Origin of the sequence: Microcoleus sp. B3-A4 (assembly GCF_036705385.1) — a bacterium.
Taxonomy (GTDB): Bacteria; Cyanobacteriota; Cyanobacteriia; order Cyanobacteriales; family Microcoleaceae; genus Microcoleus.
In genome coordinates, this window is record NZ_JAUBUI010000106.1 from 1 (window position 1) to 17,498 (window position 17,498).

Here is a 17,498-nt window from a genome sequence, read left to right on the forward strand (position 1 = left end):
TCGAATGCAGGAACCTCGCTCTGTCTTGAAATCTAAACGGAGGGCGTGATTGAGACTTTTTCAGTGCCATTGGACTAAAGCCCTGACTACAAACTGATGAGTTGTGAACAGCCACATAGAAAAGAGGACAGCTCGAAAAAAATATTAGAAAGGCTCTGCCTAAGTCCGATCGCACTTGCACGTATGATCTGGCACGTATCATTAGGATTGGACATTCGGCTTGATGCCCGCAGGTACTGCAACAATGGGAAGTTTCTGGGTGTGAGCCGGGCGATCGCTCGCTCGCAATACCAAATTTTTCGACAACGGCGCGGAAGTGCTGAGTCCGGGAAATATGTGAAGTGATAAGGTTAAGCCGGCAGCTAACAATAGTTTTTCTAACATGGCACTGTCTCCCATACATACGCCCTAGGGCATAATTCCTCTTACACCTACAACATATAAACATCCTCAGTCGCTTGGTGCGATCGCACGGGCATAGTTTAAGTGACATCTATCACCACGGAGAAGGGGGTGATGGGGATAGGGGGTGTGGGGATAGGGGGTGATGGGCCCTAGGAAACTGGGGGAGAGTGGGAAATCTTTCCTCGCACTTGTACCGTCAACATCGGTTGAACGTGTTAAATTCCTTACACCGGTTCGTTGACAAACTTCCCTACAAATCAAGAATTGTCCTAGAGAAAGAAGCCGTTGAGTCTCTCTCAAAGGTAGAATTAGCGCGTAGAAGTTATTTGACACAGCGGAGGTACCGACAAGATGCTTGCATACATTCTGGCGTTGGCGGTCGGTCTAGGCAGCTTCAGTATTTACATGGCGGCCTTCTTTTTTCCAGAAGTGCACCGCAAAAGTGATTTTACCTGGAGCGGGGTAGGGCTTTTTTATGCGTTAATTTTATGGGCTTGTGCGGGACGAATTACTGGTGCTCTCCTGCTTGGTCAAATGGCGGGCGTGGCGATGTTGGGCTGGTTTGCCTGGGAAACTCTGACTTTGCGTCGGCAGGTGACGCCCGTTGCTGAGCAAACACCGATTCCTCAGTCGGCGAGTTTGGCTGCCGCAGGCCTGCCACTTGCTGGCTTGTTTGCCAAGAAAAAAGAACCCGTAGCAGCGAAAAAACCTAAGTTTGTTCGATCGCCCAAACCGAAAACTGATGTGGTTCCAGCACCCACTCTGGATAAGGGCGAGGTAAAGCTAGAGGAACAGCCGGCGATTCCCCCCATAGCTGAAAGTATTGCTGAAAGTTCGATCGCTCCGACGACTGAAAAAAGTGCGATCGCCCCTGACTTGAAAATCCCCGACTCGAAACCACCTGCAATTGCCGAAATACCAGTGTTTTCAGTCGAAACTCCTGCTGCTGAGAGTTCACCAACCCCAGCAGAATTAGCTAGCAGCTTCACTCCTCTACCTCTACCTCTAGAAATTTCAGAAATAGCCGTTGCACCGAGTGTGGAGCCAGCAGAGGCTCAGCCAGAGCCTCAACAGCAGCTAGAAGTCGATGATTTTGACGAGGAAACAGAATGGAGGACAGCCGTTAAAGAGTCGCAGGCGGCAGCGGCAGCGGCGGCGGCGGTGGCCCCAACTCCTCCTACTCCTCCTAAACCCGCTAAAAAATCCGGCGGTTTCGGAAGTCTGTTCGACAATATCAAAAATAGTCTCGGCGGTATGTTGGGAAGAGGTGCAGCTAAAAACAAGTCTGATGCAACTCCGCAGACGCCAAAACCTTCAGTGACTCCAGAATCGATCGCACCTGAATCTAAAATAACGGCAACTCCTGCAGCGGGTATCGACCAAATTCTCGAATCCGAATTAGCCGAGGTGGCTGCGGAAGTGGCAGCCGAAAGTAGCAACACTGCTGTGGAAACAAGCCAAGGAGTGCCGTTTCCCAACGATGTTGAAGCAATGGCCTTTTTGATGGCCACAGAAACCGCGAGTTCTGACAAAATAGGGGAAACCCCGATCGAAGATCGATCATCCGCCCAAACCCAGACACCGCTGGCTGCTGTTGGTGAACCGGAAGCAGCAGCAGGCGTACTAGAAGCAGAAGCCCCTGCTGTATCTCTGGAAACCCAGACACCGCTGGCTGCGGTTGGTGAACCGGAAGCAGCAGCAGGCGTACCGGAAGCAGAAGCCCCTGCAGCATCGATAGAAATGACTGTGGTGGAAATGGCAGCGCCTGTAGAGATAGAAATACCGGGAGAACCTGGGTTGAGCGTGCAGGTGGAAACGGTTTCAGTATCAGTGATCTCGATCGAATCTACAGATAAAACACCATCTTCTGAGGGAGAACAACCGGAATTGATTCGCCCGAATCCCCCCCCTTCCACAGATAAAACACCATCTTCTGAGGGAGAACAACCGGAATTAATTCGCCCGAATCCCCCCCCTTCGGAGCTAGTAGAAGCTGCTCGTGCGGTCGATGAATCCAAGTCTGAGAATGTATCCGGCGAAGATAAGCCGTCATCTTGAACCCAAAAGCAAAAGGTAGAAACCAGAATTTTTTTTATTCTGCCTTCTGCCTTCTGCCTTCTGCCTTGTTAGTTCTTACTTTTTACTTTTTACTTTTTACTTCTTACTTCTTACTTCTTCCCTCTTCCTTCTTCCTTCTTCCTTCTTCCCTCTTCCTTCTCCCTTAATATTATGAAAGCAATTATGGTCGTGGGGACAACATCTCACGCAGGGAAATCTTTACTCGTGGCAGCTTTGTGTCGAATCTTTTCTCGGCGAGGCTGGCGGGTAACTCCGTTTAAAGGTCAGAATATGGCACTGAATTCCTATGTCACAGCAGCCGGCGGAGAGATTGGTTACGCTCAAGCAGTGCAAGCTTGGGCTGCGGGCGTGGCACCTTGGGTAGAAATGAATCCGATTTTGCTCAAGCCACAAGGAGACATGACTTCTCAATTAATTGTCAAGGGTCGGGCGATCGCCAATGTGCGAGCATCTCAATATTACGAGCAGTATTTCGATATCGGCTGGCAAGCTATTCGGGAATCTTTAGAATTTCTCGGCCAAGAATTTGACATGATTGTGTGTGAGGGAGCCGGTAGCCCTGCTGAGATCAATCTCAAACACCGCGATTTAACAAATATGCGGGTAGCTAAATATTTAAAGGCTCGGACTTTGCTAGTAGTTGATATCGATCGCGGCGGTGCTTTTGCTCACATTATCGGTACTTTGGAATTGCTAGATCCCGACGAACGAGCTTTAATTAAAGGATTCATTATTAATAAGTTCCGAGGGCAAAAATCGATATTAGATCCGGGTCTGACTTGGCTAGAAGAAAGGACGGGAATTCCGGTAGTTGGGGTGATTCCTTGGATAGACGAAGTGTTTCCCTCAGAAGATTCTCTGGATTTGCTCGATCGGCGTTCTCCCAATTCTCAAACCGACATCAATATTTCGGTCATCCGCCTGCCCCGAATTTCCAATTTTACAGACTTTGACCCCCTAGAGTCGGAAACTTCCGTCACTGTCAAATATGTCAGCCCAAAAGACCAGTTAGGCCATCCAGACGCCGTGATTTTACCAGGCTCTAAAACTACAATTTCCGATTTGCAGGTGCTGCGCCAAACAGGTATGGCAAAAGCTATTCAAAATTATTTAGTAGCGGGCGGTACAGTCTTGGGAGTTTGTGGTGGCTTTCAGATGCTGGGACAAAGTATTACCGATAAAGAAGGGGTTGAGGGAGAAAAGGGAGAATTTCCAGGATTGGGGTTGCTGCCTTTGAAAACTGCGATGGCACCGAACAAAATTGCGCGCCAACGAATCGTAACATCTAACTATCCTCAACCGGGTTTGCCAGTTTCCGGTTACGAAATTCATCAAGGAAAAACGCAAATCCTAGAGTCAGAGTTGACTCAACCGCTATTTGACGATGCTAGTTTAGGCATTGTCAATACTTCTCAATCAATTTGGGGTACATACCTGCACGGCATCTTTGACAACGGAGCTTGGCGGCGAGCTTGGTTAAATCACTTGCGGCAGCAGCGGGGACTCCGCGCGTTGCCTACTGGTATTCCTAATTACAGAGAACACCGAGAAACTCTGTTAGACTCTCTAGCAGATACCGTGGAAAAGCATTTAGATATAAAGCATATTTTAGGCTAATTAGTTAACTGTTGACTGTTGACTGTTGACTGTTAACTGTTAACTGGTGATTATTGTTTGTTAAAGTTGAGGTTCAAATTCAATGACAAAAGTTTGTTTTTTACCAGATAATGTTACAGTTGAAGCTGAACCAGGAGAGCATTTGCTAGATGTAGCTAAACGTGCAGGGGTTTCTATTCCTACTGGCTGTCTAATGGGTTCTTGTCACGCTTGCGAAGTAGAAATTGATGACGGAGAGACAATTTGTGCTTGTATTTCCGGCGTCCCTTCCGGGAAAAAGCAAGTGACAATTAATCTGTATGTTGACCCGACTTGGTAATTTGTTAGTTGACTGTTAACTGACAACTGACAACTGACAACTGACAACTGACTAATTTTTTTGCCATTCTTGCTGTTTATTGCGAGCAGATTGCAGCCATTTTTGGGATTCGGGATAAACTGTTGTCCCGGGTTTCACGGATTCTAATTGATTGATAATTTGTTGCAACTGGCTGAGGGAGTAACCGGGATTTTGAGAATTCACATTATTTTGCAAGTTGGCAAACAAGCTTTTAGCTTCTTGCAAAGCTGTTGCAGAATCTTTTTCTGCTTCCAATCTAATCTGGGTAATTCCTAAATTTTTTTGATATTCAGCGAGTTTAGTTTGAGCGTCGAGATAGCCCGGGTTATCGACAGAAACCAATTTCAGTCTGTTAATTCCTTCTTGCCACAATTCTGCTATTTGCTCCCAGTGTGCGGCGGGATGCGGCGGTTTTTGGGAGGCGACGGCGGCGGAGAGAGCAAATTCTTTGGCAGCTTCAATTAAGTTGTCAGCCCGTACAGAACCGGTGGCGACGCCGCCCATTTCTTGAAAGTCTCTTTCTGCTGCTTTGAATGTTTTCTTAGCCGTTTCTCCCGCGAGGGTTTCGGCGGGAATTTGATTGAGTTGGTCGATCGCACTTTGCCAATTTACCGTCGCTTTTTGTCTATCTGTGGCAGTTTTGGCTTGCTGGTACTCCTGTTTCGCGGCTTTTAGCGTTTGTTCGACTTGATTTAACTGAGTAAAAGCATTTTTTTGCTGAAAAATCTGAGCCTCCATCCGCCCGACATTTTTGCGGGCGGCTTCAAATTCATCGAGTGTAAACCGCCAACTGCAGCCAAAAAAATTGCAGTAAGTTTGGGGATAGTAGCCGAGGAACCACACCGGCAAGGCGTCGAGGTGTTTTTGAGCCTCTTTTGCTTTAATTTCGCCCAAGTCAAAATCAGCGACAGCCGTGGCTTTATTCACCAGTTGATCGGATTGTTCCACAAGGGCGATCGCCTGCCGATAATTGTGATCCATACTGATAAAACTCGGCAGCAACAATATCGGCATTGTTTTGGCCACGGGCCAGCGAATCATCGGAAAAGGTAAATTTAGCAGCCAAATTATCCCCGCAGCACTTCCCAACAAACTCCCAGCAAAAATAATTTGATCGAACAATCCGGGCGGGCGGTTGGCTTTGACGGCTGCTTTGAGAGCTTTTTCGCTGAAGTTGGGAAATTCGTCTTTGAAGGTATCGCGGATTTCTTCTATTGAGGCGAAAGTGCCGTTTTGCAAGCGTAATTTCTCTAACCGCTTGATTACCATCCGTCGGTAGACATCACCGGTTAGATTATCAGCCGCCGCGCACTTGTGAACTTCGGCCCGCAAAATTTCAAAAGCTCGATCGGTAAGACGCGCCATAAAACTCACCTATTCCCTTTTAATTATTTTACAGGTTCCCCGTCACAATAATTGTTAAAATATATAAATTTTCCCTTAAATAATGCGAATTAAGTTCATGCCCACTGCTTTAATCACTGGTGCTTCTGGCGGAATTGGTGCAGCCTTTGCCGCCGAATTAGCCAAACGCCAGCACAATCTAATCTTGGTAGCTCGTTCCGAAGACAAATTGCAACAGCTAGCTGCTACACTGCAACAACAATTCAAGGTTCGGGTAGAAGTAATCGTGCAAGATTTGAGCGCACCGGGCGCTGGAACTGCTGTATTTGATACCGTTGTTAAAAAAGGTTGGACGGTTGATTTGTTGGTGAACAATGCGGGTTTTGGCGATTACGGTGTTTTTGCCGATCGCCCGCTTGCGAAACAACTAACAATGGTGCAACTAAATATTGTAGCATTAGTTGAACTTTCGCACTTACAGCACTTTGCGAGCAAACCCGCCACAATTCGAGCTATCTAAATAGGCTCAAAAAACAAACCACAATGATTAAACCAATTGAGAGCATTTTCATCAGTAATAAGATTAACAGCCATAGTGATGGCTTCATCAAGAGCCTCGGATGTGCGAGCTCCTTGGGAACGAAGAATTTCTTTTAACTTTGACCAACATAACTCAATGGGCGATAAATCAGGCGAGTAGGGAGGTAAAAATTTTACCTGACATCCAACAGATTCAATTAAAGCTTTTGTAGTTTCAGCATAATGTACAGGTAAATTATCCATGACTACAATTGCTCCAATCCACAACTGAGGTAGTAATACTTTTTCAACAAAAACTAAAAAGCTAGCTGTGTTCAAACTACCTGGAAAAGTCATAGTAGCAATTAAGCCGACCTCACTCATAGCTCCAATTAAAGTGATGTTTTTGCCTTTATTTCCTGGGCGGTTATAATAGACTCTGGTTCCACCTTGACACCTACCATAGTTTCGTGTCATAGCCAGATTTACACCTGTTTCATCAATGAATACAAGGTTTTTGATGTCTATAGTATCTAGCCAACGCCTAAATTCATAGCGCAATTTTTGTACTCTTTCTGTACCTTGCTCACTCGCTACTAAAGTTTTTTTTTACGCCTGAGTTTTAAGCGGTTAAGAGTGCGGGACAAACTTGATATACTTACTTCTATGCCTTGGCGCTCTTTTATTGTCTCTTTAATCTCTCGCAAATATATATCGCTTTTCTCTGTCACTATTATCTTTAACAATTCTTGCTCTTTACCTTTAAGCTTCGAGCGGCGATCCCCTCCTTGAGTCCTGGCAGCTATCTCCCCCGTCTCTCGATACCGACGCAAAAAGTCACGTATAAACGATAAACTGACTTTAAATCGTTTTGCTAACTCTCTTTGTGTGCCTTCTTTGTTTTGCCACGCACTTAGTATCTTTTTGCGTAAGTCAATAGAATATGCTGCCATCTCTAAATAATCTCTTTTTTTACATCTTTAAAGTTTACCATTTTTATGGCGGGTTTGATATCAAATTGCTGTATTTTTGCAGGGAAGGCGGCAGCGAAAAGCAGGAAGTATCATCAATGTTGCCTCCATCGCAGCTTTTCAACCGATGCCGTACTTGTCGATGTATGCAGCGACTAAAGCTTTTGTTTTAAGTTTCAGTGAGGCGCTTTGGGCGGAAAACAAAGATTTAGGAATTGGCGTTTTGTGCCTTTGTCCAGGGCCAACAGAATCGGACTTTTTCGCAGTAGCTGAATTCCCTCAATCAATGACATCCAGCAGCGGGCAAAAACTGGTTCCCGCAGCGGAAGTAGTGCGAGATGCTTTGAAAGCTTTAGAAAAAAATGAGTCTAATGTTGTCACAGGGGGAATTCCCAATCAAATCATCGCCAATATGCCTCGATTGATGCCGCGAGAACTTTTGGTTAAGTCGGTAGAAAAGGTGTTTCGGGCGAAAGCGTAATTACGCAGGAAGTAGTCTACGGGATTTAACGGATTTAACCGAGGTGGGTTCTAGAAAAGTTCGGCAACAGATTGTGTACGAGATTTAACCCATTTAGCCGAGATCGGGAAAAAGGAACAGGGAAAAGAATTCCCCATTCCCCATTCCCAATTACTAATTCCAAGAATTACAAATATCGAGTTAACTGGACTCGATAGCGTTCCTTCTTAGTAACAGCAACTTCCCCAATTTCCAATCTTCCCTTGCCCGTAACAGCAATTAAATCTCCCGACTTGACATTATAACTAGCTTGAGTAACGTCTTTCCAGTTAACTCGCACATCGCCACTATCAATTAAATCGGCCATTTTGCTGCGAGACATTGCGAATCCAGCCGAGGCGACAGCATCCAATCTCATGGATGCTTCAACGGTTGTCATTTCTTTCTTTTTGGGTTCTCTAATTTTGAGTTCGCTCAACTCAATGCGCCGCGTTTGCACAGGCACCGATCGCACTTGCTGCAAACTCATCTCCAAATACTCTACCATCTCCGGCATGACAATAGCTTGCGCGCCGCGTTCTCCCAAAACAATCACATCACCCGTTTTCTCGCGGACAATTCCCGTACCCAACATCGCCCCCAAAAAGTCGCGGTGAGAAGCTGTATCGAACAAGAAATTGCCAGCGATTTCTACCGCAGCAACGTTAACGCTAGCAGAGTCGATCGGGATATCCGATCGCGCGATCGCAATTCTTTGTCTTTCAGCTTGCGGGTAGCCGCCCCAAGCCACTAATTCCACGTCTGTTAAGCGCTTAAATACCGTCAGAGTGTCCGCCAATTCTGGAGGTGACAGAAAATCAGTCTGAGTAACTTCCCAAGTTTTAATTGCTTGTTCCGCTTGGTCGATCGCCCGCGCCACACATTCGCGGTTTTCGATGCCTTTTAACAGTTCTTCTTTTTGTAACATCAGTTAATGCTAGATTCTAATTTGAAATTGCCAAAGCTTGCTGTAACTCAAAAGTCTACTTTTTTAACAGTCGCACTACTTTAATTATAGTCTAAGATCATCAAATAACGATCTTATGATTTTAGTTGCTGGTAAAGCTGATATGATGAGCACGATTATTGTACCAAATCTATGAAGTCTTCGAGTTAAAGTTTTTGCAGGAGCTCGATCGAGTATGGCAGCAAAATTGTCCACCCAACTACTTATTCTTCTTCACCCGCAAATACAGTTCTTCCATCGCCTCAATAAACGAACCATCCTTGTGCCAAAACTGTGGAAAATCTCCCTGTTTCTTCACCACGATCGCACTTACCCCACTTTGCGCTGCCACCTCAATCGTCTGCGGTAATCGCTTCGCACCGTGCCAAAACTCTTTCAGGCTGACCGTTTGCGCCTCACTGGCGATCGCCTGCGTGTAATAGGAATCCACCGCCACAGGGGCCGCTGCATCCGCCGTCAACTCGGCAGAAAGTGCCAAGCCCAAAGGCGTTTTTGCTAATTCGCGGTGCAGCACTTCCTTAGAAAGCCCCCGTAATTCAAACAGTAAAAATGGATCTTTGTCCAATTCGGCCGCCACCAAATAATAAACTCCGGCAATATGTTTGCAGGGATTGCTATAGTCTGGGCAAGAGCAAGTAGTCTTAAAGTCCTCGCGGCTGCTGGGTAAAAGGTGCAATCCGAGGGGTGCAAAAGCCTTTTCAATATTGTCGGGCATTTCGTTGAGCAGCAGCCGAGAAATGAAGCTAGCTTTTGATGCCATTTGGGCGATCGCCATTTGCCACTTTTCCTGACTAATCGCCTGAAACTCAATTTTAGTTTTGTAGAGCGGCTCCTTATAAACCCCAAAATAAGGATTTACCGACCCCCTTACTTCTGCCATCACTAAGCCATCCTTAATCTTAAAGCTTTTTACCTTGTCATTCCGTGCATAGGAACGTCCCCGTCCGAGTCGCCCAGAATCTGTAAATCTTTCTAACGCCTCGATAAATTTATTGCCCCACCAAGTTCGAGTAAATTGTGACATATTTTTGGGTTTCTCCTAATCTAGAACCGCATTTTTATTGAGCCTAATTAATTTCTTAAATGCCTCATTATCCAACTCAGTTAACCACGATTCATCAGCACCAATAATTGACCCTGCCAATTTCTTTTTGTCCTCAATCATTTGGTCAATCTTTTCTTCCAAAGTGCCAATCGCCACAAACTTATGCACAAACACATTTTTTTCCTGTCCGATCCGAAACGCCCGATCCGTCGCCTGATCTTCCACTGCCGGATTCCACCAGCGATCGAAATGAAACACGTGATTGGCTTTTGTCAGCGTAATTCCCACACCGCCGGCCTTCAGTGACAGAATAAATACCGAAGGTTCAGACTCTGGATCTTGAAACTCTGAAATCATCCGTTCCCGTTTTTCGCGGCTGGTTCCCCCGTGGATGTAGTAAGTGTTGTAATGTAGCGTTTGTTTAATATATTTTTCCAACGCGCTTCCCAGTTCTGTAAACTGCGTAAATACCAATAAACTTTCGCCTTCTGCTTTGACTTCCTCAATCATCTCGATCAGCCGTTCCAGTTTGTGCGATCGCTCTGGTGTAAACTCACTTTCATCTTGCAAAAACTGGCGCGGATGGTTACAAATTTGCTTCAGCTTCAGCAGTGTCGCCAAAATCATCCCCTTGCGCTTCATCCCTTCCGTCGCATCAATTTCTTGCTCTACCTCTTTGACGATCGCTTCATAAAGCGAAGCTTGCTCGCGGGTGAGATTGCAGTAGAGCTTTTGCTCAACTTTGTCGGGGAGATCCTGAATTATCGACTTATCGGTTTTCAGGCGTCGGAGAATAAAGGGTTCCACTAATTTTTTGAGCGCTGCCGATTGCGTGCGACTCCCATTTTTTTGAATGGGGATCTCAAACAACTTCCGAAACTGCGCCTCTTTACCCAGATAGCCCGGATTGAGGAAATTAAAAATTGACCATAAATCCAGCAATCGATTTTCCACCGGTGTTCCAGTCAATGCTAGTCGATGGGTAGCGGGTAACTTTAAAATCGCCTTGGTTTGCGCCGCTTTCGGATTTTTAATATTCTGCGCTTCATCAATTACTAAGCGATGCCACGCTACGCTGCTCAACAGTTTCTCGTCTTTGCGCGCCAAGGTAAAGGAAGTGATCAACATATCGCAACCTTGGACGGCGGCTTTGAATTCCTTGGCATCTTGCAAGCGCCCAGGGCCGTGGTGTATGAGCGATCGCAATTCTGGAGCAAATTTTTCCATTTCCTTTTGCCAGTTACCAACTACGGATGTGGGCGCAATTAGCAGCGTGGGTAGAACCGAATGTGCGATCGCTTTTTCTGTCTCTTTTGTAGTAGATAAAACTTCCCGCTCTTGCAATAATCGAGCAATTACCTGCGCCGATTTACCCAAACCCATATCATCGGCAAGACAGCCATTTAATCCCAAACTTTCCAAATAACTCAACCAAGAAACGCCGCGCTTTTGGTAATCCCGTAACTTACCCTGAAACTTTGCCGGATCTGCAATTAACTCTAACCGACTCTTATCGTTCAGCTTCTCCAACATATCCGATAAAGCCCGATCGCGCTCAACCTCCAACTGTTCGCTCGCTTCTCCTTCTGCCGTCAACTTCATAAAGTCAATCAGGCTTAAATCGGGGTTTTCTTGGCGATGTTTTTTCCAAAACTCCAACATCTCCTGCATCTTGTCTTTGTCCAGTTCCATCCATTGTCCTCGGAACTGCACTAGAGGCGTTTTGCTATTTACTAACGCCTGCCATTCTTGTTCGCTAACCCGTTCACCCCCGATCGCCAATTCATATTGATATTCCACCAAGGAATCCGCCGAAAACAATCCTTTGCCCTTGATTGCAGGGCTCTTGCTGCCCTTCCCTTTGACTTGCAGGCGAATCTTCGCCCGTTGTCGTCCCTTCGGCGTCCACCAAGCGGGGACAATCACTTTGTATCCGGCATCTTCTAATACCCAAGCGGACTCGCTGAGAAAGGTGAAAGCATCATCTAAGCTGAGGGTAATGTTAACCGGTTTGTCGGTTTCTAGCCCTTGCCAAAGTTGGGGATAAATGCGGGCAGCGTAGCCGAGATTTGTCAGCAAATGTTGCTCAAAGTTGTCTCCGAATTGTGTTTGCAACTGTTTTTGTTGAGTCGATCGCGATCGCCAATAATCCTGCAACGGCATCCGCAGAGAAGGGTCTTTTTTCGCAGCCACCTGAAACTCTAAAACCCAAGGCTGTTCGGGGTTTTCGGGGGATTGTAGTTGAAAGCAGAGGGAGAATGAGTCAGCAGATTGATTGCGCGTAATCCGATCTCGCCAGGTTTGCCATTGCCGGTATTGCTCAAGGCTTACTAGCGCGATTTTTCGTGTTTGGTTGAGGCAGATTTGGAGTAAAGAATCCGCAATCTTATTTTCAAACGATGCTGGGATGGGGGTTTGAGTGACAATTTCCGCGATCGCACACTCGGAAAAATGCCGCAGCAACCGTTCGCGATCGTAGAACTTTGGTGTATCTTGTAGCTGGATCTTACGAAAACCGGACACACAAACTAAAGGCATCCATTCAACATAGCGTTGTAAATCAGTTTCGTACTGTGTTGAAACAATTTCCCATCCCGGATAAATCTCAAAGCTGGGTGCAGTTTTGGCAGGTGTTTTTGGAGTTTTTGCAGTTGTTTTGGTTTTTGTCTCGCCCGCTTTCTTACGCCCGCGCGTGGCTTTCTCAGCGGGTTCGGATGTTTCGATGGGTGCGATCGCGATCGGAGCAGTTTCTCGATAGCGCAACGCCGGAATATAATGATCTTTCAGAACAATTTGCTTAAAATTTTGGGTGTAGTGATACCAAAATAGCAAGTCTGAACCAAACTGAACTTCTGCTACATCGTAGAGGGCAAAAAAATGCAGATCGTTCAATACTTTAGTCAAAGTGTGGGTGGCGATGGACACACAATCAACTTGCCAATACTCCAACTCAAATGTTTCGGGTAACTCTGTCTCTAAATATCGCGCTAGTTCTAAAGAGGGCAACGGCTGGTTGTCGGCAGTGGGCAGTAAAAAATACCGAGGGACGATCGCGTATTCTCGCCCCATCGCACTTGTATTGCTGACTGCTGACAGTTGAATCCCGGCTTCTTTCGTTAGAAACTCTCTTAACTGTGCCGTCTCCAATTGTCGGGGATGAACCTTAGCAGGCTGTTTTTTCTTTTCAGTGGTTTCAACCCAAAGACAAAAAGTTCCACCTTGAACAAAACTCTCTTCTGTTTGAGGAATCCAAGTCCCGTGGAGGATTTTCATAGGTCATACCAAATGCAACCTTTGGCAGCCTATCATACCATGAATGAGTGGGAAAAGATAAGAACGCGGTTGAAAGAAGGTTTATACAAACCATGTCTGCTGGATGCCGACTAAAGAGAATAACGTAATTTTACCCCAGTTGTCCTCTTTAACCACCCTCTGCGGGTTTTGACTTGAGAGATGGGGTTTCAACCGCCGAGTCTTCTTACAAATTTAGAAAATATCAGTTAAATCCAACACAAAACCGGGTAGTACATCTTCACCGGACAAAGTTGCAGGTTCATCTAAAATTTCTACTTCTCTACCTTGACGGGAGATTTCTACTTTTCTATTTTTGCGATCGAGCAACCATCCCAACCTCGCTCCATTTTTCACATACACTTTCATTTTAGCCCGCAATTTTTCTAGGGAGTCAGTGGTCGATCGCAATTCCACCACAAAATCGGGACAAATCGGCGCAAATTTCTTTTTTTCTTCAGCAGTTAAAGCATCCCACCTGTCGCGCCGAATCCAAGCACCATCGGGAGAAATATCTGTACCGTCGGGCAGCTTAAATCCCGTTGAAGAATCAAAAGCAATTCCCAAATGCTTATTTTGACGGCTCCAACCTTCGAGTTGAAAACTTTGATCCGCATTCCGTCTGCCTGTATCGCTACTCGCAGGCGGCATAATAATTAATTCTCCCGTTGCAGTACGTTCAAATCTAAAATCCCGGTTGTCTATACACAACTGAAAAAACTGCTCGTCTGTTAATTCGAGCGTTAATTCTAGGGGAGAAGGTAGGGGGATAGTTTGTGATACCATAACTGCCTCCAAATATTACACGAGTTGAATGTCAACAGTCAACAGTCAACAGTCAACTGTTAACAAACAAATAACTAAGTCTCTGTATAACCTTGGATATTTTCCGGTTCAAACTGCTGCAAAATCTTCGCCGCTTTCCCAGTCAAATCATCAGTACCCTTAACCGCAATCAAATATTTACCCGCATTCAAACGGTTGCGGTAGGGCAAAGCATCGCCGCTGCCAAAAGCCATACCCCCGGCTCCGCCAACAACAAAGCTGCCCATCCCGCCGGCGATCGCACCTAGCAATCCGCCGATCGCGTGATCGCCAATTTCGCCCGCCCACGCAAAAGTCTTCAACTGAGTCATCAGACTGAAAGTAACGCCAGCAATAAAGCCAAACGGCACCAGCCAAACAGCCATGAGTTTAGCTTGTTTATCCGCTTGCTGGTTGGGGTCGATCAAGCCAAATTCATCAGCAGTTTTGTAGCCACGGCCCAAAATGCTGACTTGCTTCATGGGCAAGCCTTCTTTTTCCAGAGCATTGTAGGCAGCTTCGGCTTGAATTCGATCGGGCAGTACGGCGATAAGATAATTCATTGACAATAATTCCTGATGGTTAGGCTCGGACACCTAGAAATAATTATAGTCGGAAAAGACATACTAGCTAAGCAGTTCGGGGATTTTCAGAAGGTCAGAGAGTCCGATCGCCCGCCAAGCTAAAATATTTCATGCAAAAAACGGCCGACCTTGACCGAATACAGATACAATTCAAACTGCACAAAGGCAAGCTTGAGCTGAGCTGTTAGATACCGCTCTAAGTCATAAGTCTCAACTTTGAGCTCGCCAACGCTCGGTCTATTTTTACTATTGCACTCAATTGCTTGCTATGCCTAAAGTTCTAGTATCCGATCCGATCGACCAAGCCGGAATTGACATCCTCTCCCAAGTCGCGCAAGTTGACGTAAACACAGGACTCTCAGCCGAAGAACTGGTACGAATTATTCCAGATTACGACGCTTTAATGATCCGTTCTGGCACCCAAGTTACCAAAGAAATCATAGAAGCCGGGAATTCACTCAAAATCATCGGCAGAGCCGGCGTCGGCGTAGATAATGTCGATGTACCCGCCGCTACCCGCAAAGGAATTGTAGTAGTCAATTCCCCCGAAGGCAACACGATCGCCGCAGCCGAACACGCGATCGCCATGATGCTCTCCATGTCCCGCCACATCCCGGAAGCCAACGCATCCGTCAAAGGTGGTAAATGGGAACGCAACCGCTTTATCGGCGTAGAAGTTTACAAAAAAACCCTCGGCATTGTCGGTTTGGGCAAAATCGGCTCCCACCTCGCCGCCGCAGCCAAAGCAATGGGCATGAAACTGCTCGCCTACGACCCCTTCATCTCCACCGAAAGAGCCGAACAGTTGGGCTGTCGCTTGGTAGAACTCGAATTGCTGATGCGCGAATCCGACTACATCACCCTGCACATCCCCAAAACCCCGGAAACCCTGCACTTAATTAACGCTGAAGTGCTCTCGAAAATGAAGCCCACAGCCCGCATCATTAATTGCGCCAGGGGCGGCATCATCGACGAAGCAGCCCTCGCAGAAGCCATCAAAGAAGGCAAGATCGCCGGCGCAGCTTTGGACGTTTACGAACACGAGCCGTTGGAAGCTGATTCCCCGTTGCGGGCTGTCGGCCAGAACATCGTGCTGACGCCCCACTTGGGAGCATCTACAGCGGAAGCTCAGGTGAATGTGGCGATCGACGTTGCCGAACAAATTCGCGATGTACTGTTAGGATTGCCCGCGCGATCGGCTGTCAACATACCCGGCATTTTCCCAGACTCGATCGAAAAACTCAAACCCTACCTGCAACTCGCCGAAACCCTCGGCAACCTCGTCAGCCAGCTAGCCGGAGGCCGAGTCGATTACCTCAACGTTCAACTCCAAGGCGAATTGGCCAGCAATCAAAGCCAGCCCGTAGTCGTTGCCGCCCTCAAAGGCCTGCTCTCCCAAGCCCTGCGAGAGCGCGTTAACTACGTCAACGCCAGCATTGAAGCAAAAGAACGCGGAATTCGCGTCGTCGAAACCAGAGACGCCTCGATTCGCGACTACACCGGCTCCCTGCACCTCTCGGCCAAGGGAACTCTCGGCGAACACACAGTCACGGGTGCAGTGCTCGGTGAAAGCGAAATTCGGATTACCAGCGTTGACGATTTCCCGGTCAACGTGTCCCCCACTCACCATATGCTGTTTACCCTGCACCGCGATATGCCGGGGATTATTGGCAAAATTGGTTCCCAATTGGGCAGTTTTAATGTCAATATTGCCAGTATGCAAGTAGGCCGTAAAATCGTGCGAGGCGATGCGGTGATGGTTTTGAGCCTCGATGACCCTCTACCAGAGGGGATACTGGCCGAGATCCTAAAAGTTCCGGGAATTCGGGATGCTTACACGGTAAATCTTTGACGGATTTTGGAGTTTAGATTTTGGATGCAAGGGCTGATAATTGGTAATGGGTACTTGGTCATTGGTAATTGGCAAGAAAGCGGGAATTTTTCTATTAGCCAATCCTCATTCCTCACTCCCGAGTTCCCAGTCTCCAGTTCCCCTGGGCCAATCTAAAATCTAAAATCTAAAATCTAAAATCGTTATGGCACATAGCTGGTGGGAAATTAGAATTCTTTGCGATCCGGCGCTGGAAGATATCATCTTTTGGCGTCTGGAACGGTTTAACTGTAGGGGAAGTGCTACTGAGATCAAAAGCAATTCCTGTCTGATGTCGGCTTATTTGCCCGAAGAACAGGCAGGATTGCTGGATTTGGCCGCTCTGTCTCTCTGGCTGCGCCAAGATGCTCTGTGTGCAGGTTTGCCCCTACCTGCGATGCAGTGGGATTTGATTGAAGACGAAGACTGGGGCAGCACTTGGAAGCAGCACTGGCAGCCTCAAGAAGTGGGCGATCGCTTTTTAATTAATCCCGCTTGGCTGCCCCTACCAACTGATACCGATCGGGTCATTTTGCGTTTAGATCCCGGTGTGGCCTTCGGTACTGGTGCTCACGCTACTACTCAACTGTGTCTGGAGTCGCTGGAAATGCGTCTCGGTTTTGATGACAAAGAGTGCATCGTTGCTGATATCGGCTGCGGATCGGGTATTTTGTCGATCGGCGCGGTGTTGTTGGGCGCTACAAAAGTTTATGCTTTGGATACAGATCCTCTGGCAGTGCGATCGACTATTAGCAACAGACTACTCAACCGCGTTAATTCTCAGCAGTTGGTTGCAGAGCTCGGAAGTATCGATCGTTTGAAAGAAATGGTAGATGAGCCGATCGACGGTTTGATATGCAACATTTTAGCAGAAGTAATTATTGATTTAATCCCGCAGTTCACTGCAATTAGCAAACCCACTACTTGGGGCGTGCTCAGCGGCATTTTGCTCGAACAAGCTAAGCCAATTGCCGACACTCTCGAACAGCACGGCTGGATTGTCGCTACTCTGTGGAAGCGCCAAGATTGGTGTTGTTTTAATATTCGGCGTAGTTAACAATAGGGTAATTCCTAATTCCTAATTGCTACAGCACTTCCGGATGTTATGAGGTACAGTAGCAGCAATTAGTAAACCAGTTTTTGAGATGTTTTGGATTAATTAA

Annotated in this window: 14 protein-coding genes and 2 pseudogenes; 7 read left to right on the forward strand and 9 right to left on the reverse strand. The window is 46.8% G+C overall.

What is annotated here, in order from left to right; all coding sequences use genetic code 11:
• Positions 1-201: 201 nt before the first annotated feature.
• Positions 202-384, reverse strand: a complete 183-nt coding sequence (locus QUB33_RS26185) for a hypothetical protein (RefSeq protein ID WP_333356443.1) — start codon at positions 382-384, stop codon at positions 202-204.
• 372 nt (positions 385-756) lie between these two features.
• On the opposite strand from QUB33_RS26185, the gene QUB33_RS26190 reads away from it, so the two are divergent.
• The 3 genes from QUB33_RS26190 to QUB33_RS26200 all read left to right on the forward strand — a co-directional run bounded on the left by QUB33_RS26190 (position 757) and on the right by QUB33_RS26200 (position 4,420).
• Positions 757-2,463 carry a Ycf66 family protein gene (locus QUB33_RS26190; protein ID WP_333356446.1) on the forward strand — a complete coding sequence of 569 codons (1,707 nt, stop codon included), beginning with the start codon at positions 757-759 and terminating at the stop codon, positions 2,461-2,463.
• A 171-nt stretch (positions 2,464-2,634) separates the two neighbouring features.
• On the forward strand, positions 2,635-4,101 hold the full coding sequence (cobQ, locus tag QUB33_RS26195; RefSeq protein ID WP_333356449.1) for a cobyric acid synthase CobQ: 1,467 nt from the start codon (positions 2,635-2,637) through the stop codon (positions 4,099-4,101).
• Between the two features lie 82 nt (positions 4,102-4,183).
• Positions 4,184-4,420 carry a 2Fe-2S iron-sulfur cluster binding domain-containing protein gene (locus QUB33_RS26200; protein WP_333356452.1) on the forward strand — a complete coding sequence of 79 codons (237 nt, stop codon included), beginning with the start codon at positions 4,184-4,186 and terminating at the stop codon, positions 4,418-4,420.
• A gap of 51 nt (positions 4,421-4,471) precedes the next feature.
• On the opposite strand, the gene QUB33_RS26205 is transcribed toward QUB33_RS26200, so the two are convergent.
• A complete protein-coding gene (locus QUB33_RS26205) occupies positions 4,472-5,806 on the reverse strand; it encodes a hypothetical protein (protein ID WP_333356455.1) in 1,335 nt (444 codons plus the stop codon).
• A 97-nt stretch (positions 5,807-5,903) separates the two neighbouring features.
• Here QUB33_RS26205 and QUB33_RS26210 point away from each other — a divergent pair.
• Positions 5,904-6,263, forward strand: a pseudogene (locus tag QUB33_RS26210) (SDR family NAD(P)-dependent oxidoreductase); the annotation flags it as partial.
• 38 nt (positions 6,264-6,301) lie between these two features.
• Here the strand turns inward: QUB33_RS26210 and QUB33_RS26215 are convergent.
• A pseudogene (locus QUB33_RS26215) lies at positions 6,302-6,880 on the reverse strand (IS630 family transposase); the annotation flags it as partial.
• Positions 6,881-6,900: 20 nt separating this feature from the next.
• Positions 6,901-7,257: a helix-turn-helix domain-containing protein gene (locus QUB33_RS26220; protein WP_333356464.1), complete on the reverse strand. Its 357-nt coding sequence runs from the start codon at positions 7,255-7,257 to the stop codon at positions 6,901-6,903.
• Positions 7,258-7,333: 76 nt separating this feature from the next.
• Between QUB33_RS26220 and QUB33_RS26225 the strand changes: the two genes are divergently transcribed.
• Positions 7,334-7,756, forward strand: a complete 423-nt coding sequence (locus QUB33_RS26225) for an SDR family NAD(P)-dependent oxidoreductase (RefSeq protein ID WP_333356468.1) — start codon at positions 7,334-7,336, stop codon at positions 7,754-7,756.
• A gap of 166 nt (positions 7,757-7,922) precedes the next feature.
• Here the strand turns inward: QUB33_RS26225 and QUB33_RS26230 are convergent, their stop codons facing one another.
• The 5 genes from QUB33_RS26230 to QUB33_RS26250 all read right to left on the reverse strand — a co-directional run bounded on the left by QUB33_RS26230 (position 7,923) and on the right by QUB33_RS26250 (position 14,444).
• Positions 7,923-8,702, reverse strand: coding sequence for a photosystem II S4 domain protein (locus QUB33_RS26230; RefSeq protein WP_190742639.1), 780 nt, complete (start codon positions 8,700-8,702; stop codon positions 7,923-7,925).
• Positions 8,703-8,940: 238 nt separating this feature from the next.
• Positions 8,941-9,765, reverse strand: coding sequence for an SWIM zinc finger family protein (locus QUB33_RS26235; RefSeq protein WP_333356473.1), 825 nt, complete (start codon positions 9,763-9,765; stop codon positions 8,941-8,943).
• 15 nt (positions 9,766-9,780) lie between these two features.
• Positions 9,781-13,059, reverse strand: coding sequence for a DEAD/DEAH box helicase (locus QUB33_RS26240; protein WP_333356476.1), 3,279 nt, complete (start codon positions 13,057-13,059; stop codon positions 9,781-9,783).
• A gap of 213 nt (positions 13,060-13,272) precedes the next feature.
• Entirely contained in the window at positions 13,273-13,863 is a 591-nt protein-coding gene (locus tag QUB33_RS26245) for a Uma2 family endonuclease (RefSeq protein WP_333356479.1), read from the reverse strand.
• Between the two features lie 74 nt (positions 13,864-13,937).
• Positions 13,938-14,444: a hypothetical protein gene (locus QUB33_RS26250; RefSeq protein WP_333356482.1), complete on the reverse strand. Its 507-nt coding sequence runs from the start codon at positions 14,442-14,444 to the stop codon at positions 13,938-13,940.
• Positions 14,445-14,733: 289 nt separating this feature from the next.
• On the opposite strand from QUB33_RS26250, the gene serA reads away from it, so the two are divergent.
• The gene (gene serA / locus QUB33_RS26255) at positions 14,734-16,317 is read left to right on the forward strand and encodes a phosphoglycerate dehydrogenase (protein ID WP_333356485.1); all 1,584 of its coding nucleotides are present in this window, start codon (positions 14,734-14,736) and stop codon (positions 16,315-16,317) included.
• Positions 16,318-16,501: 184 nt separating this feature from the next.
• A complete protein-coding gene (gene prmA / locus QUB33_RS26260) occupies positions 16,502-17,392 on the forward strand; it encodes a 50S ribosomal protein L11 methyltransferase (RefSeq protein ID WP_333356488.1) in 891 nt (296 codons plus the stop codon).
• Positions 17,393-17,498: the final 106 nt, after the last annotated feature.